This window comes from Rhodocytophaga aerolata (assembly GCF_030503435.1).
Taxonomy (GTDB): Bacteria; Bacteroidota; Bacteroidia; order Cytophagales; family 172606-1; genus Rhodocytophaga; species Rhodocytophaga aerolata.
The window spans coordinates 1-20,682 of the sequence record NZ_JAUKPO010000044.1 but is presented as its reverse complement, the minus strand read 5'-3'; the positions used below and the strand labels follow the sequence as shown (position 1 = coordinate 20,682).

Below are 20,682 nucleotides of genomic sequence, written 5' to 3'. Positions count from 1 at the left end.
TTAAATATACACTTTGAAAAGAAAAAGGCTGCCCTACCCTGGGTGGCCTTTTTGTATGTAGCAATTTACTTTACAACGAGGGCTTTTTATGAGAAGACTTTTACTAGTTATTTTCCTATTGAATACTATGGTACCCTTTGTTATGGCACAACAGAGCAATGTATCAGACTCCACAACCCTACAAACGGAGAGCCCGGCAGACATCCAAATTGGATACGGAATGCAGCGGTCAACTACTAACACAGGAGCTGTTACCCATGTCACTACGCAGAATTTTAATAAAGGGACTATTATTTATTCACCGTTGGAACTTATACAGGGCCGGGTTGCCGGATTAGCTATGATACGTGCAGAGGGTAATAATCCATTACAAGCATTACAAATACAGATACGTGGCATCAGTACTTTATATGGCTCTACAAAGCCGTTATATGTGATTGATGGTATTCCGCAGGCAGACCTGAGTATAGTAATGCCTGAAGATATAGAATCTATAGATGTATTGCGGAGTGCTTCATCAGCTGCTATCTATGGTGTACGTGGAGCCAACGGCGTAATACTGATTACAACCAAAAAAGGAAAAGCCAGTAAGCCTGTCGTCACCTATTCGACATATGGATATATGCAGGATATAAGCAGTGAAACCGGTTTTCTTGCGGCAGACGAATGGCGGCAAGTAAAAAATAATTGGACAAAAAGTTCTGTACAAACACTCAGAAATTATGCTAATGGTATGTATGACCTTGGGGCAAGTACAGACTGGGAAAAAGAAGTTAGCCAGAGCAAAGTAAGCCAGGTACACCACGTATCTATGTCTGGTGGCTTTTCTAAAACGGCTTATTACCTATCTCTCAACTACCGGGACCATAAGGGTATTTTGAAAAACAATGGCAAACGTTTGTTCAACAGCCGGATTAATCTCTCCCAGAAAGCTTTTAATGATAAATTAACTTTGAATGGTTCACTTAGCTTTACCCCGATGAGGTATAAAAAGCACTACAACCTGTATGCGAATGAAGCCATAAATATCTATGAACAGGCAGAAGTGTATAACCCTACTGTTGCTTTGAATGGAACAGATTTACGAGGTTTCGCCAATCCTTTAGATCTAATAAATGTTTACTATAAAAACCCTCACAGGAACGACTGGCTTGCTTCTGCCAGAGCTAGTTACCGGATTGTTAAAGGCTTAACTTTTACTTCAGTTTTTGCTTATCAGCTTCTGGCAGAAATTGACAAGTACCAACGAGTAGATAAAAAAGTTATAGCAAATAGCCAGTATTTTGGTAAAAACACGGAGAAAGACAAAACCACAACCATAGAAGCCACCCTAAACTATACTACTTCATTTAGTGACCACACTATAGATTTATTAATGGGGATCTCCAGGCAAGAACAGGTAAGTCAGCGCGAAATGAAAGACTCTCTGCTTGTTAATGGAAATTTATCCGGATACAGATATGCAAACAGCAGGTATGCGTATAAACTGGAATCTATTTTTGCAAGATTTCAGTATAACTTTAAACAAAAGTATTTTCTCTCTGCCAGCCTCCGGCAGGATCAATCACCTTTGTATAATTTATATGCCTCCCCGCAATACTACCCAGCCTATGAGGCTGCCTGGAAGATCAATAATGAACAATTCTTAAAAGATCGAACAGGATTAAGTGACTTAAAAATACGGGCCGGGTATGGGATTACCGGGCGTGAAAAAGGTATCTATCATTTCAGCTTTAGTGAGTCTTTACCACTAAACCCTGGTCTGCATGGAGAGAAACTTACAGAAATCAATGCTGGGATTGACATAGGTTTTTTATCGGAAAGACTACTGTTGCAGGCTGACTACTACAACCGTACAACGTATGATTTACTAATGAGCCAAGCCATATTTTATGAATTTGGGAGTAATCTAAAATATACAGATAATACGGGTAAGCTTCAGAATAAGGGTTGGGAATTTTTATTAAAGGCACAACCCATTGTTTCCTCATCTGTTGAATGGAATATTAATTTCAATATCTCCTTTAACAAGAATATAGTACACGATAGCCCTTTTACCTATCCGAATAGTCTAACCAAAGGTCAACCAGTTGGGGTTTTGTATGGCTATAAACTTGCCGGGTTTACAGTTGATCAGGAAGCCCGTTATATCAGCAAATCAGGCAAAGAATTGCTATATAAGGATTTAAGAACAGAAGATAAAGTGCCATTAGGCAACGGTGCACCAACAACTTTTCTGGGGTTTGTTAATAGCTTTACATTTAACAATTTGGATGTAACGCTGAATTTAAGCGGTGCATTAGGCTTCCATATATGGAATTTTCACCGGTATAAATATATGGATTTGTATATGGACTCGAATAGTTCCCGCAACATTTTAACTGAAGTTCAAGATCTAGATCTTCAAGTACTTGATAAACTTTATCAGCTGCGAGATACCGATTACTTTATTGAAAGAGGAGATTATATAAAGATTGATAACCTTATTATAGGCTATACACTTCCGGTAAAGAACAACCCCATACAAAAAGTCCGTATTTATTTATCAGGGAACAATTTATTTACTTTTACTAAATTCAAAGGCATTGACCCGGAAATGGCAGGCATAAATGGACCAAGGCCGGGTACCTATACCAGTCATACGTATCCTGTAGCCAGACTATATTCCATAGGTGCTAGCCTTGTTTTCTAAAACAAGCAACTTTGATATTTACCCCAATTTTACATTTGATATACCAGTTCACATACAGGCTTTTTTTCAAGAAAATACAAAAAATCAGATTTTGTAATCATATGATTTACTTGTAGATTTGTCTGATTTAACTTACGGAAATCCTTATTTAATTTAGAAATTTAAAACGCTCACAAGTGGATTTATTTGAAAAACGCTTAGCTGATAGAGGCCCTCTGGGACAGCATTCCAAAGTGGCACATGGGTATTTCGCCTTTCCAAAGCTGGAGGGAGAAATTGGCCCATACATGAAATTCAGAGGTAAAATGATGTTGAACTGGAGCCTTAATAACTATTTAGGGTTAGCAAACCATCCGGAAGTACGCAAAGCCGATGCTGAGGCCGCCGCCCAGTATGGGTTAGCCACGCCGATGGGTGCCCGTATGATGTCTGGTAACACAGATCAGCATGAACTATTGGAGCAGCAACTTTCAGATTTTGTTGCCAAAGAAGCAACAATGCTGATGAACTATGGCTACCAAGGGATTATGTCGGTGATTGATGCGTTAGTTGACCGCCATGATGTTATTGTGTATGATGCGCAAGCACATGCCTGTATTATAGACGGGGTACGAATGCACTTAGGCAAGCGTTTTATTTTTGCACATAACGATGTAGATAATTTAGAAAAGCGATTGGTGGCTGCTTCTAAAATAGTAGCAGAAACCGGCGGTGCTATTCTGGTAATTACCGAAGGAGTGTTTGGCATGTCGAGCAGCATGGGTAAGCTGAAAGAAATAGTAGCCCTGAAGGAAAAATTCCAGTTCAGGTTATTGGTAGATGATGCACATGGCTTTGGAACGATGGGTAAAACAGGTGCTGGCGCCGGAGAAGAACAAGGAGTGCAGGATGGTATTGATCTGTATTTCTCTACCTTTGCCAAATCTATGGCCAGTATTGGCGCCTTTATTTCTGGCGAAAGCAATATTATCGATTTCCTCCGCTACAATACCCGTTCTCAGATTTTTGCTAAAGCCTTGCCTATGCCATTGGTATTAGGTGCCATTAAACGTCTTGAGCTGATCCGGACACAGCCGCAACTGAGAGAAAACCTATGGACGATAGTGAAAGCTTTGCAGAGTGGCTTGCGTGAGAGAGGCTTCAATATTGGCAATGCACAAACGCCGGTTACTCCTGTATATTTAAGTGGAGGTAAGATGGAAGCACATAATCTGATTATCGATTTACGGGAAAATTACAATATCTTCTGTTCTGTAGTGGTGTATCCGGTTGTGCCTAAAGACGTAATTATGCTTCGTTTGATTCCAACTGCTGTGCATACTTTAGAAGATGTAAAGAAGACCTTAGATGCCTTTGATAAAGTGACCGATAAGCTGAAATTAGGCGTATATGCCAACACGGCAAACGTCTCTTTGGTGTAAAAAAGGCCTCTAAATAGGTATAAAGTGAGAAAAGCGGGCAAAAACCCGCTTTTTTTGCTAAAAAAGGCCTTTTATTTAATATAATTATTTGTATGTTTTATTTTAATTATTATATTCGGGCATTGTTAAAACATATTCTTAACCTTAACATTTACACGAATGAAAAGATTTGATGAAATAAGGGACCTTGTTATGTCACTTGAAGGAGACTTTGAAAAGTTTTATGACAAGGGGAATCAGGCTGCCGGCACCCGCGTAAGAAAAGGGATGCAGGACCTTAAAAATCTTGCTCAGGATATTAGAGTAGAAGTTCAAAATCAAAAGAACACAGCTACAGAAAAATCCAACGGTACTACCGCTACTGCTAAGGCGAAAGCAGCACCTGCCAAAAAAGCAGCACCTGCTAAAAAAGCAGCTTCTAAAAAGTAACTTTCCGAAATGACATTTAGAAAATGCCTGTCATCAGGCATTTTTTATTTAACAACGGCAGCAAAACCCGTAGGTGTCTTTTACACAGCTTTCAGGGTAAAAATAGTGATTTCTGGAGGCATGCCTACCCGGCCCGGAAAACCAATATAGCCAAAGCCTCTGTTCACATACAAATATTGCTTTCCTTTCTGATATAAGCCTGCCCACTGCTCGTATACATACTGAACCGGGCTCCACTTAATATTACCAACTTCAACACCAAACTGCATACCGTGTGTGTGTCCGGCAAACATCACATCAATATCCGGATATTCGGTTCGTACCTGTGCATCCCAATGACTGGGGTCATGCGAAAGCAGTAATTTGACCGGGGCTTCTTGCGTACCTTCATAGGCAGGAGCCAGCTTGCCGTATTTGGCAAAATTTCCCCGGGCACCGTAATTTTCTATACCAATAATGGCCAACGTATCGCCACCCTGAGATAATATCCTGTTTTCGTTCATCAGCAAATCCCAGCCTAATTCCTTATGAGCCTCCATTAGGGTAAGCAGGTTTTGTTTTTTGGCTGCTATACTTGGCCATTGTACATAATCGCCATAATCATGATTGCCCAGGGTAGAATATACCCCCATAGGCGCTTTCACATGCCGGAAAATAGACATATAATCGGCTACTTCTTTAGCTACGTTATTCACCAGGTCACCGGTGAAGAAAACCACATCGGCTTTCTCCCGCATTAGCATATCTACACCGCCTCTAACAGCGGTTTTGTTAAAGAAGCTACCTGAATGTATATCGGATAACTGACCAATTTTAACCCCATCGAAGGATTTTGGCAGATTCGGCAGGTTTAAGGTTACTCTGCGGATGCGGTAATCGTGTGCCCCTACAATAATTCCATAGCCAACTCCTATAACTGGCAAAGAGCCGGCAATTATTGCAGTTTTCACTAAAAATTCGGAACGGGGAATTAGGTTTGTACCTGTACCAGGCTGTGGTGTATCTGCTACCGGTGTAGTAGTAAATTGACCAGCGATCCACCGGATGAGTCTGACAAAATCGTCTATGAACAGAAAGACTGTCATAAATAACTTTACCATGAAATTGATAAAAATCAGGGAAATCAGAAAGTTTCGCAGCGTTCCTGCATCCCGCACCGCCGGAACCAGCACCATTAATAAAATGGAACCCACACTTGCCAGGCTTAGCGTCCAAAGAAGTGTTACCACCGTTTTACGTAGACCAGGTGAAAGCACTCCTTCTGCATTTTTTACTGCCTGTAAAACATACCATTCAATAAAGAGAACTACAAAAAGAAAAACTAGTAGAGAAAAAAGACTTCGGACCATAAATTTAGAGTGAACATGCACTCCTGTTTAGTTAACAATGAAAAGTAAATGAGTTACTACATGCTTTACAACCATGTAAACGTGCACCTAGTAGATTATGTAGTACATAAGACGAATAAAGCCTGCAATTAGTCTACAGGCTTTATTCAATTACGTTGTTTGGTTAACAAAAATTTTATAAAAGTTGTTTGCTTCAAAGAAGGTAATGATTGTATCTATAAAAAATCTGTCAAGCTGTTCGCACCCAGGTAGTTCATGAGTGAGTAACAACTGACAGATTATAGTTAAAAGTTTGTATGTTTACGCTAACACTTCATTTTCTCTGCGCTTTTTTACCCGTAATTTTACACGTTCTACCAGGGTATACATAACCGGCACAATTACCAGGGTTAAGAACGTAGAAAAAGTAAGGCCGAAGATAATCGTCCAGGCCAAAGGTCCCCAGAATACAGAACTCTGCCCGCCAATGAATATTTCCGGATTCAGGTGAGTAAACAAGCTGACAAAGTTAATATTTAAACCAATCGCCAAGGGTATAAGGCCTAAAACTGCCGCAGATGCCGTCAAAATAACCGGATTTAACCGGATGGCCCCCCCTTCTACTACCGCTGTATGTAAATCGTAGCCGCGCGAACGGAGTTCATCGGTAAATTCAATGAGAATAATTCCATTTTTTACCACAATACCAGCCAGAGCTACAATTCCCACCCCAGTCATTAAGATAGAAAAGGTCATATTGAATACAACGAAGCCCAACAATACACCAATAAAGCTGAACAGAATGGTGGTGAAAATGATTAACGGCTTGGAAACTGAATTGAACTGTGTCACCAGCACCACAAAAATTAGTGAAGCCGCAGCTACTAATGCAGCCACCAGGAATAAGAAGGTTTCTTGCTGATCTTCCTGCTCACCACCCATTTTTATCGTATAGCCAGTTGGCAGATCCAGTTCGTTTACTACTTCTTGTACCTGCCCCACAATTTCGTTGGCATTATAACCCGTTAATACATTGGATGACAGGGTAACCAAACGCTCCTGATTTTTACGGTTTATACTGCTAAATGATGTCCCATATTGCACATCAGCCACGGCATTGAGGGGAACTTGCCTGAACCGCCCGGAAGCCATATCCAGATAAGAAATATTCATGGCCAGAATGTTCTCCATGCGGTTGCGGTAACTGGTATCTAACCGCACCATTATAGGATATTCGTCTTTGGCTTCCCGGTATTGCGAAACTTCCTTCCCATATAAAGCTGTCCGGATCTCCAGGGCAATCTGTGCAGTAGAAATACCTTCCCGGGCGGCTTTTTCCCGGTCAATATCTACAATAATTTCTGGTTTGTTCAGCACCAGGTCAGATTTTAGTTCTTCTATGCCTTGTATTCCGGCTCTGGCAATGGCATTGCGTACCATGCCCTGTATTTTCAATAGCTGATCAAAGTCTGCTCCGGCGATTTCTATACTGATAGGCTTACCAACCGGCGGTCCTCCACTCTCCTGCTCCACCGATATTTCTGTACCAGGTATACCTTGCACACTGGCTCGTATTTCTTCCAGAATTTTTCTGGTAGATACATCCAGGCGTTCTTCAAACTTGACAAAAGCTACTGTAAGTTTGCTCTTATGTGGAGTAACCGTCAGGTCCGGGTTCATTGGGTCGCCGGCGCCAATTCCTACGTTGGAAATAACCGATGTAACTACGCCCCGGTAAGGTGCCAATACTTTATTTACCCGTTGCTCCAGGATTTTTGTAATGGAATCTGTTTTGGTAGCATCCGTACCAATCGGCATCTGGTTATAGACATACACAAAGTTAGGTTCGCCGGAAGGGAAAAACTCTACTTTTGGCATGAAGGTCACAAATACAAAGAAGGTGAATACCAACAAACCAAATACACCCATTAAAAAGTACACTGGCCTGCGTCCGGAGATAGCAAAAGAGATAAGCCTGCGGTAATGATACATGAGCCTTGGCCATAAATTGTGCTGAAACTTGTAGATCAGCGGAGAAAACACATAATGGTTGACTACATATAATAACATCAGGAATACAACAAAGTTGCCTAACCCAATGCTAAAGAAATAAGAGATTACCGCAATAATACCCATTATTAATAAAGGCTTAAGTAAGGTACGTGCGCTACCAGACGTTTCTTCATCGTGCTTCTTCATAAAGGAAACAGCAAATACCGGATTCATGACATAGGCTACCACCAGAGAGGCAAACAAGGTTGCAATTAAGGTAATAGGCAGAAACTTCATAAATTCCCCGATAAGGCCCGGCCAGAAAAGCAAAGGCACAAATGGCGCAATGGTGGTAATGGTACCGGAAAGCACCGGAATAAACACCTCACCTGCTGCTTTTTTAGCTGCTTCTTTTATCGGAATATCTTCATTATTAAAAATACGGTGTGTATTCTCAATTACTACAATAGCATCGTCTACCACAATACCTAAGCCTAACAGAAAGGCAAACATTACCATGAAATTCAGGGTAAGACTAAGTCCCGGAGAGAAATAATCAATAAGTGCCAGAATCAGAAATGCCAGCAATGAAGACAATGGAACCGAAAGGGCAACAAATATGGCATCTCTGGTACCCATAAAGAACATGAGCACAAATACCACAAAGATAAACCCAAGTATGATTGTATTCAGCAGGTCATGCAGATCGGTACGGGTCTGGTCGGACTGGTCGCCGGTGATGGTAATATTTAGTCCCTCTGGGAAAGTTTCCGCTTTCATCCGCTGTACTAGTTGCTGAATATTATCGGAAGCTTCAATTAAATTCTCACCACTACGTTTAATTACACTCAGAGAAATTACCGGGTTGCCATCCAGCCGGGCAAAGTCCTGGCGTTCTTCATAACTATCTTCTACACTGGCAATTTCCCTTAGAAATACCGTATTACCGGTAGAAGAACGGATTATAATATTTTCCAGGCTTTTGATGTTTTTAAACTCCCCGGTTACCCTTAATGTACGGCGCACATCGTTTACATTCAGATCGCCGCCAGAAATATTGACGTTTTCACTGGACACTGCTTGCTCAATGTTACCAAAGTTGATACCTGCAGCCTGCATCCGGTAAAGGTCTACATTTATCTGTATCTCCCGCTCTAGAGCACCAATTAAGTCTGCGCGGCGAACTTGAGGTAGTGCTTCTATTTCATCTTGCATCACTTCAGCAAATTCCTTCAGCTTCTTCAGGGGGTAATTCCCGGATACGTTCACCTGCATTACCGGAAACTCCGAGAAATCTAATTCTTGCACACTCGGTTCTTCATCTAAGTCATTAGGTAGTTCAGATCTGGCTTTATCCACTGCATCTTGCGTGCGTTGCTTAGCTTCTGCTACCTCTTCACCAGTGTTATACTCTACAATAACTGCGGAAAAGTCCTGAACGGAGTTAGAGGTTACCTTCTTTACTCCCTTTACCGTTTTTAGCTCCTTTTCAATGGGTTTGGTAATCAGGTTTTCTACATCTTCCGGACTAGTACCAGGATATATTGTTGTGATTACCATTTGCGGCACTACTATTTCCGGAAATGATTCCTTAGGCAAATTCTGGTAAGTAAACAAGCCAGCTACCGTCACCATGATGATGAAGATATAGATAGTGGTTTTGTTTTCTATACACCAGTTGGTAAAGGCTAGTTGTTTATGTTTATAATCTTTCATATGCAGATCATTTTGTTGAATAGGTCATCGATAATGCCCGGTTTATTTTACACATAAGAGTAAGCATATCCTGGGCATTCACACGAACGGTTAATTAGCAGAAGTTAAATTTGCTGCTGAAGAGGATACTTTAATAGTCTGCCCGTCTACCAGGTCCTGGTAGCCGGATGTAATCAGCTGCTCGCCAACTTTCAGCCCTGCCAGTACTTCTACCTGCCCGTTGTAAGACAGGCCGGTTTTAACTTTGCGCATCTGGGCTTTCTGGTTATTTCCTTCTTTGCCGGCTACAAACACAATGTCGCCATGTTCTGACTGCTGCACATAATTTGCATCAATCACTATTGCATCCTGGGCAGTTTGGTCGTTGATATTAACTACTGCCAGCATGTTGGGTTTTAGTTTGTTGTCTTTATTAGAAAGTGAAACTTCCAGATCAAACGTGCGGCTTTGCGGATTTACTACCTGGCCTACAAAACTAACTTTGCCTTGCATTTCTTCTTTAATATCGGGCAAAGTAATTTTTACTTCATCGCCTTTCTTCACCTTTCCAATATAACTATCGGCCATTCTGGCTTTTACTTTGATATTTGAAAGATTTACCACCCGGATTACTCCCAGCCCCGGTGCAGCAGCTTCTCCAGGTTTAATATTCACCTCGTCTACTACTCCACTTATTGGTGAGGTAATGCGGGTCATGGCCAGTTGGGAATTCAGGGTTTCTAATTTCCTTTCAAGGCTCTCTTTGCTGTTTTTTGCCTGCAGGTATTGCACCTCAGAACCAATCTTCTGATTCCATAAATTTTGCTGCTTTTCAAAGACAGTATTAGCCAGGTCCAAACCGGTTTTTAATTCTTCGATACTTTGCAGCAAAACGGCATCGTCTATGATAGCCAGCACCTGGCCACGGCTTACCCGGTCGCCTTCGTTTACCCTAACTGACGTTATCACACCTCCCGTTTTCGGGCTCACCAGTATATTTTCGTCTGACTCAACAGTGCCCTGTACTGAAAGGTAATGCTTAAATGTTTGCGGCTCTACGGCTTTAACAGCTACTAGTTTTACCCGGCCTTCTGTATTCTTTACCGGAGCCAGGGTAGCTAGTTCTGTTTCCAGAGATTTTATTTTTCCGGCAATCTCCTGTTGCTGGGATTTCAGTTTGGCCAATTCCTCTTTTTTCTGATCTACTTCAGAGGTGTTATTGCAGGCAAAAAGAAGGAGCCCAAAGGCAAATAACATAGGTATATTTTTCATATAAGTGGGTTTCGATTTGTTGTTCTATAAACTATTATTCAGCCAATAATTTACCAGTTGCTTTGTCGAGGTCTACTTTAGCAATTAATGCATCATATAATGCCGAATAGTAGTTGGTTTCCGCTTCTTTATAAGCAGTAATGGCATTGTTCACTTCAATATTAGAGCCTACCCCCTGCTGGTACTTAATGCGGGTAACGCGTACAATTTCAGCGGCCAGATCCAGGTTGCGTTTCTGCGACTTTAAAGCATCCAGGTTATTGGTAAGCGTAATGGTTGCCTGCCTGATTTCCAGATCTATGGAGTTTTGCAGCAAACTCATATTCTGGTTTGTTTTTTCATAGGCGAGTTTGGCCTGCTGAATTTTGTAGTGTTTAGATAAGCCATCGAAAATAGGTACGTTCAGCTGCAGGCCAACAAAACTATAATCTATCCAACGTTCCTTCTGGGTAATATTACTAAGTTTAGTAGCCGCCGGATTGTATCCGAATGTTCCAAAAGCCGCCAGTTGAGGCAAGTATTGAGACCGGTTGTTGCGGACATCCAGATAAGCCAACTCTTTTTGCGTCTGCAATAGCGAATATTCGTTCCTCTGGCTATAGTCGAAATCTGCAACAGGGTCAACGGTAAAGTTCTCTATCCCCTCAAAATACAGGCTATCGGTCAGTTGAATATTCTGTTTCATGTCCAGCCCCATCTGGAATTTGAGAAGATTCAGGCTTAACTCCTGCAACCTGTCTACTTGCTGTTGCTGGTAATCCAGGTTATTTAGCTGTACTTCCAGGCGGTCTACATCAATTTTTTCCACAAATCCGTTGTCATACATGGCTTTCGTTTCCCGGACCAGCGTATCGAGGTATTTTACGTTTAGGTCGAGCAACTCCAGCCGCTCCCGGTTTACGAGTACGCCATAATAGGCTTTCGTCACTGCCTCTACTGTCTGAATCTTAGACTGATTCAGGTTTTTGCGGGCCAGCTCTTTATAAGTACTGGCAGCCTTCAAGCCAATAAAATACGATCCGTCAAAAAGTAGCTGATTAGCATTTACAGAGACTACCGCATTATTTTTTAACTGAAAAGGAAACGAATATGGTGTGCCTACAGGTGGCTGAGGTGCTGTTGGGTCTCCGCCAAATGAAGGTCCGGCGCCTACTTCCAGAATCACATTCTGTATTTCAATGTTATGGATTAGTTGTGCCTGGCCACTTACCTGAGGCAAACCAATCGCCCGGACTTCACCTACACGGGCATTGGAACTTTTTACATCTACCTGCGCATTCTTCACATTTACATTGTTGGCTAGGGCAAAGTCTACCGCTTGTTGCAGGGAGTACCCTCTGCTGGCTGCATCCTGAGCGATTGCTCCTGTAGAAAACAGCAGCAGTGCCCAGATAAAGATTACTGGGTAAAATGGTGGTTTATTCATAGGAAAAGATTAATCTCGGTTTTTATATTGATCAAATAATGCCAGGCCTTTATCGGTCACAATACCCCTGATGAAATGCTCTAGCAATTGCATATGCGTCTGATAAGGGTTAAATTTTACGGGTGAAAAGATACTGCTATCAAAACCCATTTGCACCTCCTCCAGGCGGAGCCGGGCCAATACTTCTACATCAATATCAGGCCGGTATAAGCCCTCTTCAATCCCTTGTTTAAGGTTGCGGACAATGCTATGGAGAATAAAATCTTGTTTAAAATCCTGAAGTATCTGCCATGCTTTGGGATGGTATTTCTGCAAGTCGAAAATAATGGCCGGATTAATATTCAGCGTATTAAGTTTAATCAGCTTGGCAACCTTCACCATCTCTTCTACCGCATTGGAGGCATTACAAAACACCTGATGATTACATACCTCTTTTTCTTTCTCAAAATGCCTGCGTACCGTTATATTCACAATCTCATCTTTGTCTTCAAAAAACTGGTAAATAGTCTTTTTTGAAACACTGATGTGTTTGGCAATATCATCCATTGAGATACTTCTGAACCCGTATTGCATAAACAGTTCTTCAGCAGCGGTCAATATGCGTTCTTTTACTTCCATGAAGAATTGATTTCTGGCTATAAAACTATGGAAACATTTTTGTATTTCAAAGTTTCCGCAATATTAATTTTTTGTTACTTAGTGCTTTACAAGCTATATTAGATTAATTTGAGAATAAATATATTTATTTTTATACAGCTTCAAGCAGCTTTTGAAACACTACCCGTGGCCATTTAGGCTATTTCAAAAAAATTAGAAATAAGATAAAACATTACATTTACTTTTATCCTATAAAACCTATATAGAGGTAACTCAAAATTGTATTCTGCGGCAATAAAGGAAGATTAAACAGGGAACGGATAAAATACCAGAAACGAAATTATGTAATATCAGTGGCAAATCGTACTTTTAATACATGAATCCCTATAAGTTCTGAACCTTACACCAATTGCTGTTTGTCACCTGTATTTTCCGGCAATTGCGTTAAGCGGTACCATAACTTTCTTATAGAGAAATTTTTATAGCATCTATTGATCCATATATATTAATTATTTTGCAAATGACCTCAAAGCAGCTTATCCAGAAGATTAAGAACAGAGCCATTGATTTCTCCATATACCGTCTTCCTTATAATCAGCATTACCGCCCTACTGGGTATTACTCATCTATCACCGGAAAAAATGGGTTAGTAGAATCAGAAGGGGCTTCTTTTTATAATATTGTTCCTTCGTACCCGAATGATTTAAACCTGCAAGATCCTTTTTATCAGCAATGCAATCCAGAGTTGCGGCCACAGCCAGCAGATATGATTCCCGATTCTTTTATTGTTTCTATTCCTAACGGTAGAATAGAGCAAAATTATTTGGGGCACTGCACATCGGTAATTTCCGGAAAAAACAAACTGATTGAACCCATTTCTTACCAGACCACTGACTCAGTAATAGGCGCATCGGCTGCCGATATGTACATCTTTAAGCAAAAATTATTTATAGAGCCGGTAAAGTATAAAGGTACTGTTTTCTCAATGCTGGCTGGCGCCTCTTGTACCACCAATATTTTTCACTGGATGTATGATGCGGTGGCTCGTCTATTTTTGCTTAAAAAAAGTGGATTGTTCGACAAAGTAGATTACTTCCTGACACCAGCCTTAGACAAAAAATATCATACAGAAGTTTTAAACCTGTTAGGCTTGGAAGGCAAAAAAATTATTCAGATTGCCCGCCATGCCCATATTCAGGCAGATAACCTGATTGTTAGTTCACATACCAAATACAGAAGGATTATTCCTAAATGGGTGTGTGATTCGTACAGGCAGCTAATTCTGGAAAAAGGAGCCCCGGCCAACCACTCTGAGTTGATTTATATTGAACGCGGAGATTCTAAAATACGCCAGGTATTAAATGAAGATAAGCTAAAAGCGTTGTTAGGCAAGTATGGCTTCAAGAATGTTTTGTTAAGTAAAATGCCTTACGAACAGCAGGCAAAATTATTCGCTTCAGCTAAAGTAATTGTGTCAGCACATGGAGCAGGTTTAGCTCATCTTTCCTATTGCAAGGAAGGCACTGCCCTATTGGAAATATTTTCTGAACATTATATTAAGCCTACCTATCAGATCATTTCCAAACGCAGAGATATCAATTACCAGTATATGATATGTGAGTCAGATTTAAAGGGCAAACCTAAAAATATACGGGAATCCAATGAGAGTCATATTATAGCTGATATTGAAGAAGTAGAGAACAGGCTCCGCCAGATTATGTCGTCTACCACTTCAGCCAAACCTGTGAATGCCTAATAGGTACTTATAAATACTTACTTTTCCTCTCACCGCATACATGATTAATTAATCATGTATGCGGTTATTTTTTGTTGATGAACTATTTGTATAATCTACACTAGTTTATTCCGCCTACCTAAAACATGCTTACGCTCTCCTGATGATTTCTGAATTTAGCCACTTACGGGTAGCCTAGCAAAGGCTATCAAGCTTGCCTTTCTCCATTCAAGGCTGGTATTTCTTACAAAAAGCGCTGCCCGGATATCAGAAGCATTGCTTAACTTCGTTTTTTGTATTAGTGTAAGTCCACCTACGTATTATCAGCTATTTTATATTTTGCTATGCATATACCCTATTCCAAAAAATACCTCAACCTATTAGTAACTGGTTCTCTTTTATTTACTTTTGCTTGTCAGCAACAGCCAAACAACCAGGAAACCACTAGCCAACCAGATACACCACCTATGATTTCTACAAAAGATATTCATTCCTTTGCCTGGCCCAATGAAGCGGTACTCAAACACCTGTTTCTAGACTTAACAGTAAACTTTTCTAGTAAAACGTTAACAGGGCAAGCCATTCTAGATATAGAAAATAAATCTCAGGCCGATACCTTATATCTGGATACGGACAAACTGACCATCCAAAAAGTTACCTTAGATAAGAACCAAACTCCTGTACAATTCTCTTTGGGTACAGTGGTAGAACATTTGGGACAGCCCCTGGCTATACCCATTACCCCCCAGACTAAACAAGTAACTATACACTATAGTACCAGTGACCAGGCAGGTGCTTTACAATGGTTATCGCCAGAACAAACTGCCGGAAAAAAGCATCCTTTCTTATTTACTCAGTCACAGGCCATACTTGCACGTAGCTGGGCACCAGTACAAGACAGCCCTGGTATCCGGTTTACCTATTCGGCCAGAGTAAAAGTGCCGAAAGAATTACTTGCCGTGATGAGTGCAGATAACCCGACAGAAAAAAATGCGGAGGGTGTATACACGTTTAAGATGGATAAACCTATACCGGCTTATTTGCTGGCATTGTCTGTAGGCGATCTGGCTTTTGAAAGTGTCGGTCCGCATACTGGTGTATATGCGGAACCCGTGACTTTACCGAAGGCCGTAAATGAATTTGCTGATCTGGAAAAGATGCTGCAAGCGGCAGAAAAAATATATGGCGAATATGCCTGGGGACGGTATGATTTATTAGTATTGCCTCCCAGTTTCCCGTTTGGTGGAATGGAAAATCCAAAACTTACCTTTGCAACTCCCACCATTCTGGCCGGAGACCGTTCGTTAACTAGCCTGGTTGCCCATGAACTGGCTCATTCCTGGTCTGGCAACTTGGTAACTAACCAAACCTGGAATGATTTCTGGCTCAATGAAGGATTTACTGTATACTTTGAACGCCGGATTATGGAGGAACTGTACGGAAAATCCTATGCAGACATGCTGGCAGCTTTAGGTTACCAGGACCTGGTTCAAACTGTAGAGGAGTTCGGAAAAGACAGCCCCGACACCCAGCTAAAACTAAATCTTACTGGACGCAACCCAGACGATGGTGTAAGTGATATTGCCTACGAAAAAGGCTTTTTCTTCCTCCGGCTGCTGGAAAACACAGTAGGCCGCGAGAAGTGGGATACTTTTGTAAAAAATTACTTTCAAACCTATGCATTCCAGTCTATGAATACAGAAAGATTTCTGGACTATCTGAAGAAAGAACTTTTCAGCGAAAATCCGGAAGCATTTGAAAAACTAAACATTCAGGAATGGATCTACAGCCCGGGGCTACCATCGAATATTCCACAGGTAACTTCTGAAAGATTTGCTGCGGTGGAAGAAGCTGCCAAAAAGTGGCAATCGGGTACAGCGGCTACTCAGCTACAAACCAAAGAGTGGAGTTCGCATGAGTGGCTACGGTTCATCCGTATATTGCCTGAATCGCTAAGCACTGCCCAAATGGCGGAACTCGACAAAGCTTTTCATTTTACCCAATCCGGTAACTCAGAAATACTGGCTGCCTGGCTACTAAAGGCCGTACAAGCCAAGTATTCTCCGGCTTATCCTGCCTTAGAAAATTTTCTGGTGAATGTAGGCCGCCGCAAGTTTCTTACTCCTCTCTACCAGGCCTTACTGAAAACACCTGAAGGAAAAGAAAGAGCCAAAGCCATTTATGCCAAAGCCAGGCCCAATTATCATTTTGTAGCAACCAATACCCTGGATACGATGGTAAAATAAACAATAAGTTTCCTTTGTATGGGCAAGCAACGTATATGGTTCAATGAAATATTAACTATATACGTTGCTTTCTTTATTTTTTACCTAAAGCCGTTCTATTCCCGTATACCTTATAAAGCTTGTGGCACATGACCAATTTATAGGATGGATAAGTTATTTTTTGATACATGGGAAAGTATGCAACGAACCTTCATCGTTGGCATTTGTGCGTACCTTAGTATGATAATTTTACTCCGTATTTCGGGCAAACGCACGCTTACAAAAATGAATGCCTTTGACTTCATTGTGACTGTTGCGTTGGGTTCAACGCTGGCCACTTTACTACTCAGCAAAGATGTTGCCCTGCCGACTGGTTGCTTGCCTTCGGCCTGCTCATTTTTCTTCAGTTGAGCATTACCTGGCTTTCTGTCCGTTCCAAAAATTTAGCACACTCGTGAAAGCAAAACCTACTTTACTGGTTTTTAAAGGAGAGTTTTTGCATAAGGCAATGAAAGACGAACGGGTTACTGAAGAAGAAATTTTGGCTGTTTTACGTTCTAATAAAGTTACCTCCTTAACCGAAGCCGATGCAGTGGTAATGTAAACGGATGGAAGCCTGAGTATATTAACGAACGTAACCAACCTGAACTCAGCAGATTCTGTATTTAGCAATGTTTCTAAGGTGCCTCCTATAGAAAGCAAAAAGCTGCTCCCTAGTTTCCTAGAAAGCAGCTTACAAGTATTGGTTATAGTTATATTATGATTTCAACTTCACCCCTATTGCCCGTTTTCCTCCTGTATATACAACAGCTTCTGGCTTCTCTTTCTTTGCTTCTTCCGCTTCACGGATGGTTCTCCGAACGTATTGTGCCATATCTTCTTCTATACTGTTGTTAACTAAGCCACCAGATAAATAAGATTTTGCTTTTAATCCGGTGTTTACGTCAATAATGGTTTCATAATCTTCCATGGGTTCGCTCATCACATATACTTCCAGGCCTTCCAATTTATTTACTTTCGCAATGCCTTTAGTCTTTTCATTGCCAGCCTCCTTAAATTTAATAGCTACCACTTTTTTACCTCCACTATATAAGATAGCATCGAAAGTCTGATTTTTTTCTTTGGCCTCTTTCATAGCCCGGTTTACAAACTGGCTGAGTTTATCGGAGATACCTTCGTTTACCACTCCGCCAGTCAGCATAGAAGAAGCTTTGGCGCCTGTGGTAACATCAAAAACTACTTCATATTCTCTTAGGGGTTCGCACAAAGCATATACTTCATAGCCTTGCATTTTGGTTACTCGGGCCAAACCTTTTGTACTCTGAGAAAATCCAACGGTTACCAGGCTTACTAAAAGGAAGGCGATTAAAAATGTCTTTTTCATAACACAGATAAATAATATAGATACGTTTTAAGCTTGTTTATGGCTTAATGTAAAAATTATCCTCTGGTAAACCTTACCACAAAAAAATTATGCATGCAGGTTATTTTGCGGCTCTGAAAAACCCAGTTACTTATTCATTCAGAATGAGTTATATTTTAAAGTTTGATGAGAGGAATGAGCAATAATCTCAGCGGCAATTATACTTAACTGGCATAATTGCCGCTGAGGTTTGGTACAGACAGCAAGGTTAGATATTCACAGTTGCAAAAGGTACTTTCTGTATGCTAAATTCAGTAACAGGGCTTGCTCCGGAAAAGAGCCTGTTGAGATAGGCATACACCACAAATATTTCTTTTTTATAAGCAGTGGCTGTTGTGGGAAATACGGCTCCGGTCTCATATGTTGTCTGTAAGCTGCCGGTTGCCCACATATCCTCACTGGTAAATGACATTACTTTACCAGGCATTACTCCTCCGGCATTATTAACGACGATGAGCTGTTTGCCGTTGTTGCTTAGCAACAGGCCATCTGGCCCCATTAAAGTAGTATTCAGTTGTACTTCACTGTAACTGGAAGGATTGTTTATTGGAAATTTGTATAACTTATTCTCTTTGGAAAAAGCTATAATTAAATAGCCTGAAGGATGATAAACGATCCCATTGAATCCGAATTCACCTGGCTGTGTGGCAAACCGGTCATCTTCATATAAAACAGTGGCATTGCCATTTACATCTACTTTATAGATAATAGGCGAAAAACTATCAGTTATATAAGCATTTCCTTGAGGATCGAGGGTAATATCATTCGCAAAGTGCATTTTACCTGGCCGTAGAGCACCCAGATTTACAAAATGCATTCTGTTGCCATTTGCAAGATTATATATACCCACAGCAGCCAGTTGCCCTGCTGTAGCAGGAGATGTTTTTAAGCCGGCGCCAGGGTCGGAAACAGCTACCAATACACGGTTACGCGGTTCGTCCACCTTAATTCCAATCGTAGAAATTAAATCGGCATCTTCTACCAACGGCGTATATTCGCCAGTATACGATACACTTCCGATAGTGCCAAACCGCAGAGAGCTAACAAGGAACCGTTGGCCTTTTGCATCGTGGCTTACCCCTTCCGGATACAATGCCTCTTTTGAAAAGTTGATTTTATCCGGAATGGCTGTTTTTTTCTCCGGAGACTGAAATATTGACTCCAGCTCATCCAGTAAACGGTTGTTGGTACAAGAAGAAAATAAACACAAAATAACAAATGCCGGTATGAATGCTTTCTTTCTGAGAAAGTAGCTTGCTTTGTTGGTAGTTGTGAACATGGGATACTAGGTTTTAGGTAAGTAATAAAGGACAATTACTTACTATACTTCTCTAAGAGTGTGTTTGTTTAAAAATAAACATGGTTTTATTTACCAGCTTATATTGCCTGATAATACCGGCGAAAAAAAGGCTGTATGTTCACTACATACCAAAAAAGGCTACCCAACGGGCAGCCTTTTAAAAGGTACTTTATAAGTATATCAGCATCTAGGCTATTAAGATTTTATAAGTTTAATAACCTTTTTATTCCCATTGGCCGTTTCTACGCGCAGGAAGTAGATACCTGGCACCAACGTTTTCGCTGATAAATCCAGTGTCAGTTTTGCTTCATCGCCGGAAAGCTTCACTTTACTTTGGTAGCTGATTTTTCCTATGGCATCTACCAGCGTTATTACTGCATCACCAGATTGAGTACCAATATTTACATGCACCAGATCGCGGAAAGGGTTAGGAAAAGCTTGTACCACAATCTCCTGGGAAATCTGTTCAGTGTCCAGCTTAGCTGTTGGGTTAGCAAATGGAGAGAGCCTGATGCCGGGGATGGGTCTTTCCAAGGTGCCATCCGGAAGTTTCCAGCCTACGGCAATATGATCTCCGCCAGCCATTTCTTTATGAAGCACTTCTATGTAATACTTCTTACCTGCTTGTAAAACAACTTTTTCAGATTTTTGCGAATCAAACTTTTCCCATTCCCTAGGAGTAGTCCATTTTTCTATTTTCGCTAGTAATTCTTTATTAGCAGGATTTTCATCTGTACTTAACCAAAGTTCCGATACATTGTCTCCGGCCAGATACAGTGTATATTCTCCGGAAACTGGCGGATGTATGTATCCACGGATGCGTGTACCATAGTTATCTGCTATATCTACCGGACCTTCCAGTTTAGTTAATACCTCAGTACCGGTGGGAGCACTTTTTAGTGGAATACTAGATAAGTAATACCCAACAATGTTGTTCCAGTATTCTCTCACGATATATCCTGTACCATTGGCATTTGTTGAGGGAGGGTTAGGCACAGGACTGGTTTCTGGTTCCGCCGGAGTAGTATCCTTTTCCGGCTCTGTGTTTTCAGCAATCGGAGAAGACGAACCCGGATAAGGATTTACTTTATTTTCCATTTGGCCAAACATGAAGAGCAACCCGGGAAAAATACCCCAATCCCCTGTC

At 41.1% G+C, this 20,682-nt stretch carries 14 protein-coding genes and 1 pseudogene; 7 read left to right on the top strand and 8 right to left on the bottom strand.

Features of this window, described 5'->3' with window-relative positions; translation table 11 throughout:
- Positions 1-142: 142 nt before the first annotated feature.
- The 3 genes and pseudogenes from Q0590_RS33065 to Q0590_RS37705 form a co-directional block, all read left to right on the top strand.
- On the top strand, positions 143-2,692 hold the full coding sequence (locus Q0590_RS33065) for a SusC/RagA family TonB-linked outer membrane protein (protein ID WP_302041952.1): 2,550 nt from the start codon (positions 143-145) through the stop codon (positions 2,690-2,692).
- A 176-nt stretch (positions 2,693-2,868) separates the two neighbouring features.
- Positions 2,869-4,113, top strand: a complete 1,245-nt coding sequence (locus tag Q0590_RS33060; protein ID WP_302041951.1) for an aminotransferase class I/II-fold pyridoxal phosphate-dependent enzyme — start codon at positions 2,869-2,871, stop codon at positions 4,111-4,113.
- 159 nt (positions 4,114-4,272) lie between these two features.
- A pseudogene (locus tag Q0590_RS37705) lies at positions 4,273-4,443 on the top strand (BF3379 family histone-like protein); the annotation flags it as partial.
- Between the two features lie 179 nt (positions 4,444-4,622).
- Here Q0590_RS37705 and Q0590_RS33050 read toward each other — a convergent pair.
- From Q0590_RS33050 to Q0590_RS33030, 5 genes are all read right to left on the bottom strand, one after another.
- Positions 4,623-5,891, bottom strand: a complete 1,269-nt coding sequence (locus Q0590_RS33050; protein ID WP_302041949.1) for a metallophosphoesterase — start codon at positions 5,889-5,891, stop codon at positions 4,623-4,625.
- Between the two features lie 300 nt (positions 5,892-6,191).
- Positions 6,192-9,578 carry an efflux RND transporter permease subunit gene (locus Q0590_RS33045; RefSeq protein ID WP_302041948.1) on the bottom strand — a complete coding sequence of 1,129 codons (3,387 nt, stop codon included), beginning with the start codon at positions 9,576-9,578 and terminating at the stop codon, positions 6,192-6,194.
- Positions 9,579-9,668: 90 nt separating this feature from the next.
- Complete coding sequence (locus Q0590_RS33040) at positions 9,669-10,829, bottom strand: efflux RND transporter periplasmic adaptor subunit (RefSeq protein WP_302041947.1); 1,161 nt, start codon at positions 10,827-10,829, stop codon at positions 9,669-9,671.
- Between the two features lie 34 nt (positions 10,830-10,863).
- On the bottom strand, positions 10,864-12,255 hold the full coding sequence (locus tag Q0590_RS33035; RefSeq protein WP_302041946.1) for a TolC family protein: 1,392 nt from the start codon (positions 12,253-12,255) through the stop codon (positions 10,864-10,866).
- Between the two features lie 9 nt (positions 12,256-12,264).
- The gene (locus tag Q0590_RS33030) at positions 12,265-12,873 is read right to left on the bottom strand and encodes a TetR/AcrR family transcriptional regulator (protein WP_302041945.1); all 609 of its coding nucleotides are present in this window, start codon (positions 12,871-12,873) and stop codon (positions 12,265-12,267) included.
- A 499-nt stretch (positions 12,874-13,372) separates the two neighbouring features.
- On the opposite strand from Q0590_RS33030, the gene Q0590_RS33025 reads away from it, so the two are divergent.
- From Q0590_RS33025 to Q0590_RS33015, 4 genes are all read left to right on the top strand, one after another.
- Positions 13,373-14,608 carry a glycosyltransferase family 61 protein gene (locus Q0590_RS33025; RefSeq protein WP_302041944.1) on the top strand — a complete coding sequence of 412 codons (1,236 nt, stop codon included), beginning with the start codon at positions 13,373-13,375 and terminating at the stop codon, positions 14,606-14,608.
- A 323-nt stretch (positions 14,609-14,931) separates the two neighbouring features.
- Positions 14,932-16,833: a M1 family metallopeptidase gene (locus tag Q0590_RS33020; protein WP_302041943.1), complete on the top strand. Its 1,902-nt coding sequence runs from the start codon at positions 14,932-14,934 to the stop codon at positions 16,831-16,833.
- Between the two features lie 144 nt (positions 16,834-16,977).
- Positions 16,978-17,223: a DUF421 domain-containing protein gene (locus tag Q0590_RS37700; protein ID WP_366970658.1), complete on the top strand. Its 246-nt coding sequence runs from the start codon at positions 16,978-16,980 to the stop codon at positions 17,221-17,223.
- 43 nt (positions 17,224-17,266) lie between these two features.
- The gene (locus Q0590_RS33015; RefSeq protein ID WP_302041942.1) at positions 17,267-17,416 is read left to right on the top strand and encodes a YetF domain-containing protein; all 150 of its coding nucleotides are present in this window, start codon (positions 17,267-17,269) and stop codon (positions 17,414-17,416) included.
- 153 nt (positions 17,417-17,569) lie between these two features.
- On the opposite strand, the gene Q0590_RS33010 is transcribed toward Q0590_RS33015, so the two are convergent.
- The 3 genes from Q0590_RS33010 to Q0590_RS33000 form a co-directional block, all read right to left on the bottom strand.
- Entirely contained in the window at positions 17,570-18,196 is a 627-nt protein-coding gene (locus Q0590_RS33010; RefSeq protein WP_302041941.1) for a hypothetical protein, read from the bottom strand.
- A gap of 247 nt (positions 18,197-18,443) precedes the next feature.
- On the bottom strand, positions 18,444-19,514 hold the full coding sequence (locus Q0590_RS33005) for a hypothetical protein (RefSeq protein WP_302041940.1): 1,071 nt from the start codon (positions 19,512-19,514) through the stop codon (positions 18,444-18,446).
- A 216-nt stretch (positions 19,515-19,730) separates the two neighbouring features.
- Positions 19,731-20,682: PA14 domain-containing protein (locus tag Q0590_RS33000; protein ID WP_302041939.1), on the bottom strand; the 952-nt coding region annotated here is incomplete at its 5' end.

What these genes read in the sequence shown, in the direction of transcription:
- Q0590_RS33065 (WP_302041952.1), top strand. Translation starts at nt 143, where the DNA reads ATGGCACAACAGAGCAATGTATCAGACTCCACAACCCTACAAACGGAG.
- Q0590_RS33050 (WP_302041949.1), bottom strand. Translation starts at nt 5,891, where the DNA reads ATGGTCCGAAGTCTTTTTTCTCTACTAGTTTTTCTTTTTGTAGTTCTC.
- Q0590_RS33045 (WP_302041948.1), bottom strand. Translation starts at nt 9,578, where the DNA reads ATGAAAGATTATAAACATAAACAACTAGCCTTTACCAACTGGTGTATA.
- Q0590_RS33040 (WP_302041947.1), bottom strand. Translation starts at nt 10,829, where the DNA reads ATGAAAAATATACCTATGTTATTTGCCTTTGGGCTCCTTCTTTTTGCC.
- Q0590_RS33035 (WP_302041946.1), bottom strand. Translation starts at nt 12,255, where the DNA reads ATGAATAAACCACCATTTTACCCAGTAATCTTTATCTGGGCACTGCTG.
- Q0590_RS33030 (WP_302041945.1), bottom strand. Translation starts at nt 12,873, where the DNA reads ATGGAAGTAAAAGAACGCATATTGACCGCTGCTGAAGAACTGTTTATG.
- Q0590_RS33025 (WP_302041944.1), top strand. Translation starts at nt 13,373, where the DNA reads ATGACCTCAAAGCAGCTTATCCAGAAGATTAAGAACAGAGCCATTGAT.
- Q0590_RS33020 (WP_302041943.1), top strand. Translation starts at nt 14,932, where the DNA reads ATGCATATACCCTATTCCAAAAAATACCTCAACCTATTAGTAACTGGT.
- Q0590_RS37700 (WP_366970658.1), top strand. Translation starts at nt 16,978, where the DNA reads ATGGATAAGTTATTTTTTGATACATGGGAAAGTATGCAACGAACCTTC.
- Q0590_RS33010 (WP_302041941.1), bottom strand. Translation starts at nt 18,196, where the DNA reads ATGAAAAAGACATTTTTAATCGCCTTCCTTTTAGTAAGCCTGGTAACC.
- Q0590_RS33005 (WP_302041940.1), bottom strand. Translation starts at nt 19,514, where the DNA reads ATGTTCACAACTACCAACAAAGCAAGCTACTTTCTCAGAAAGAAAGCA.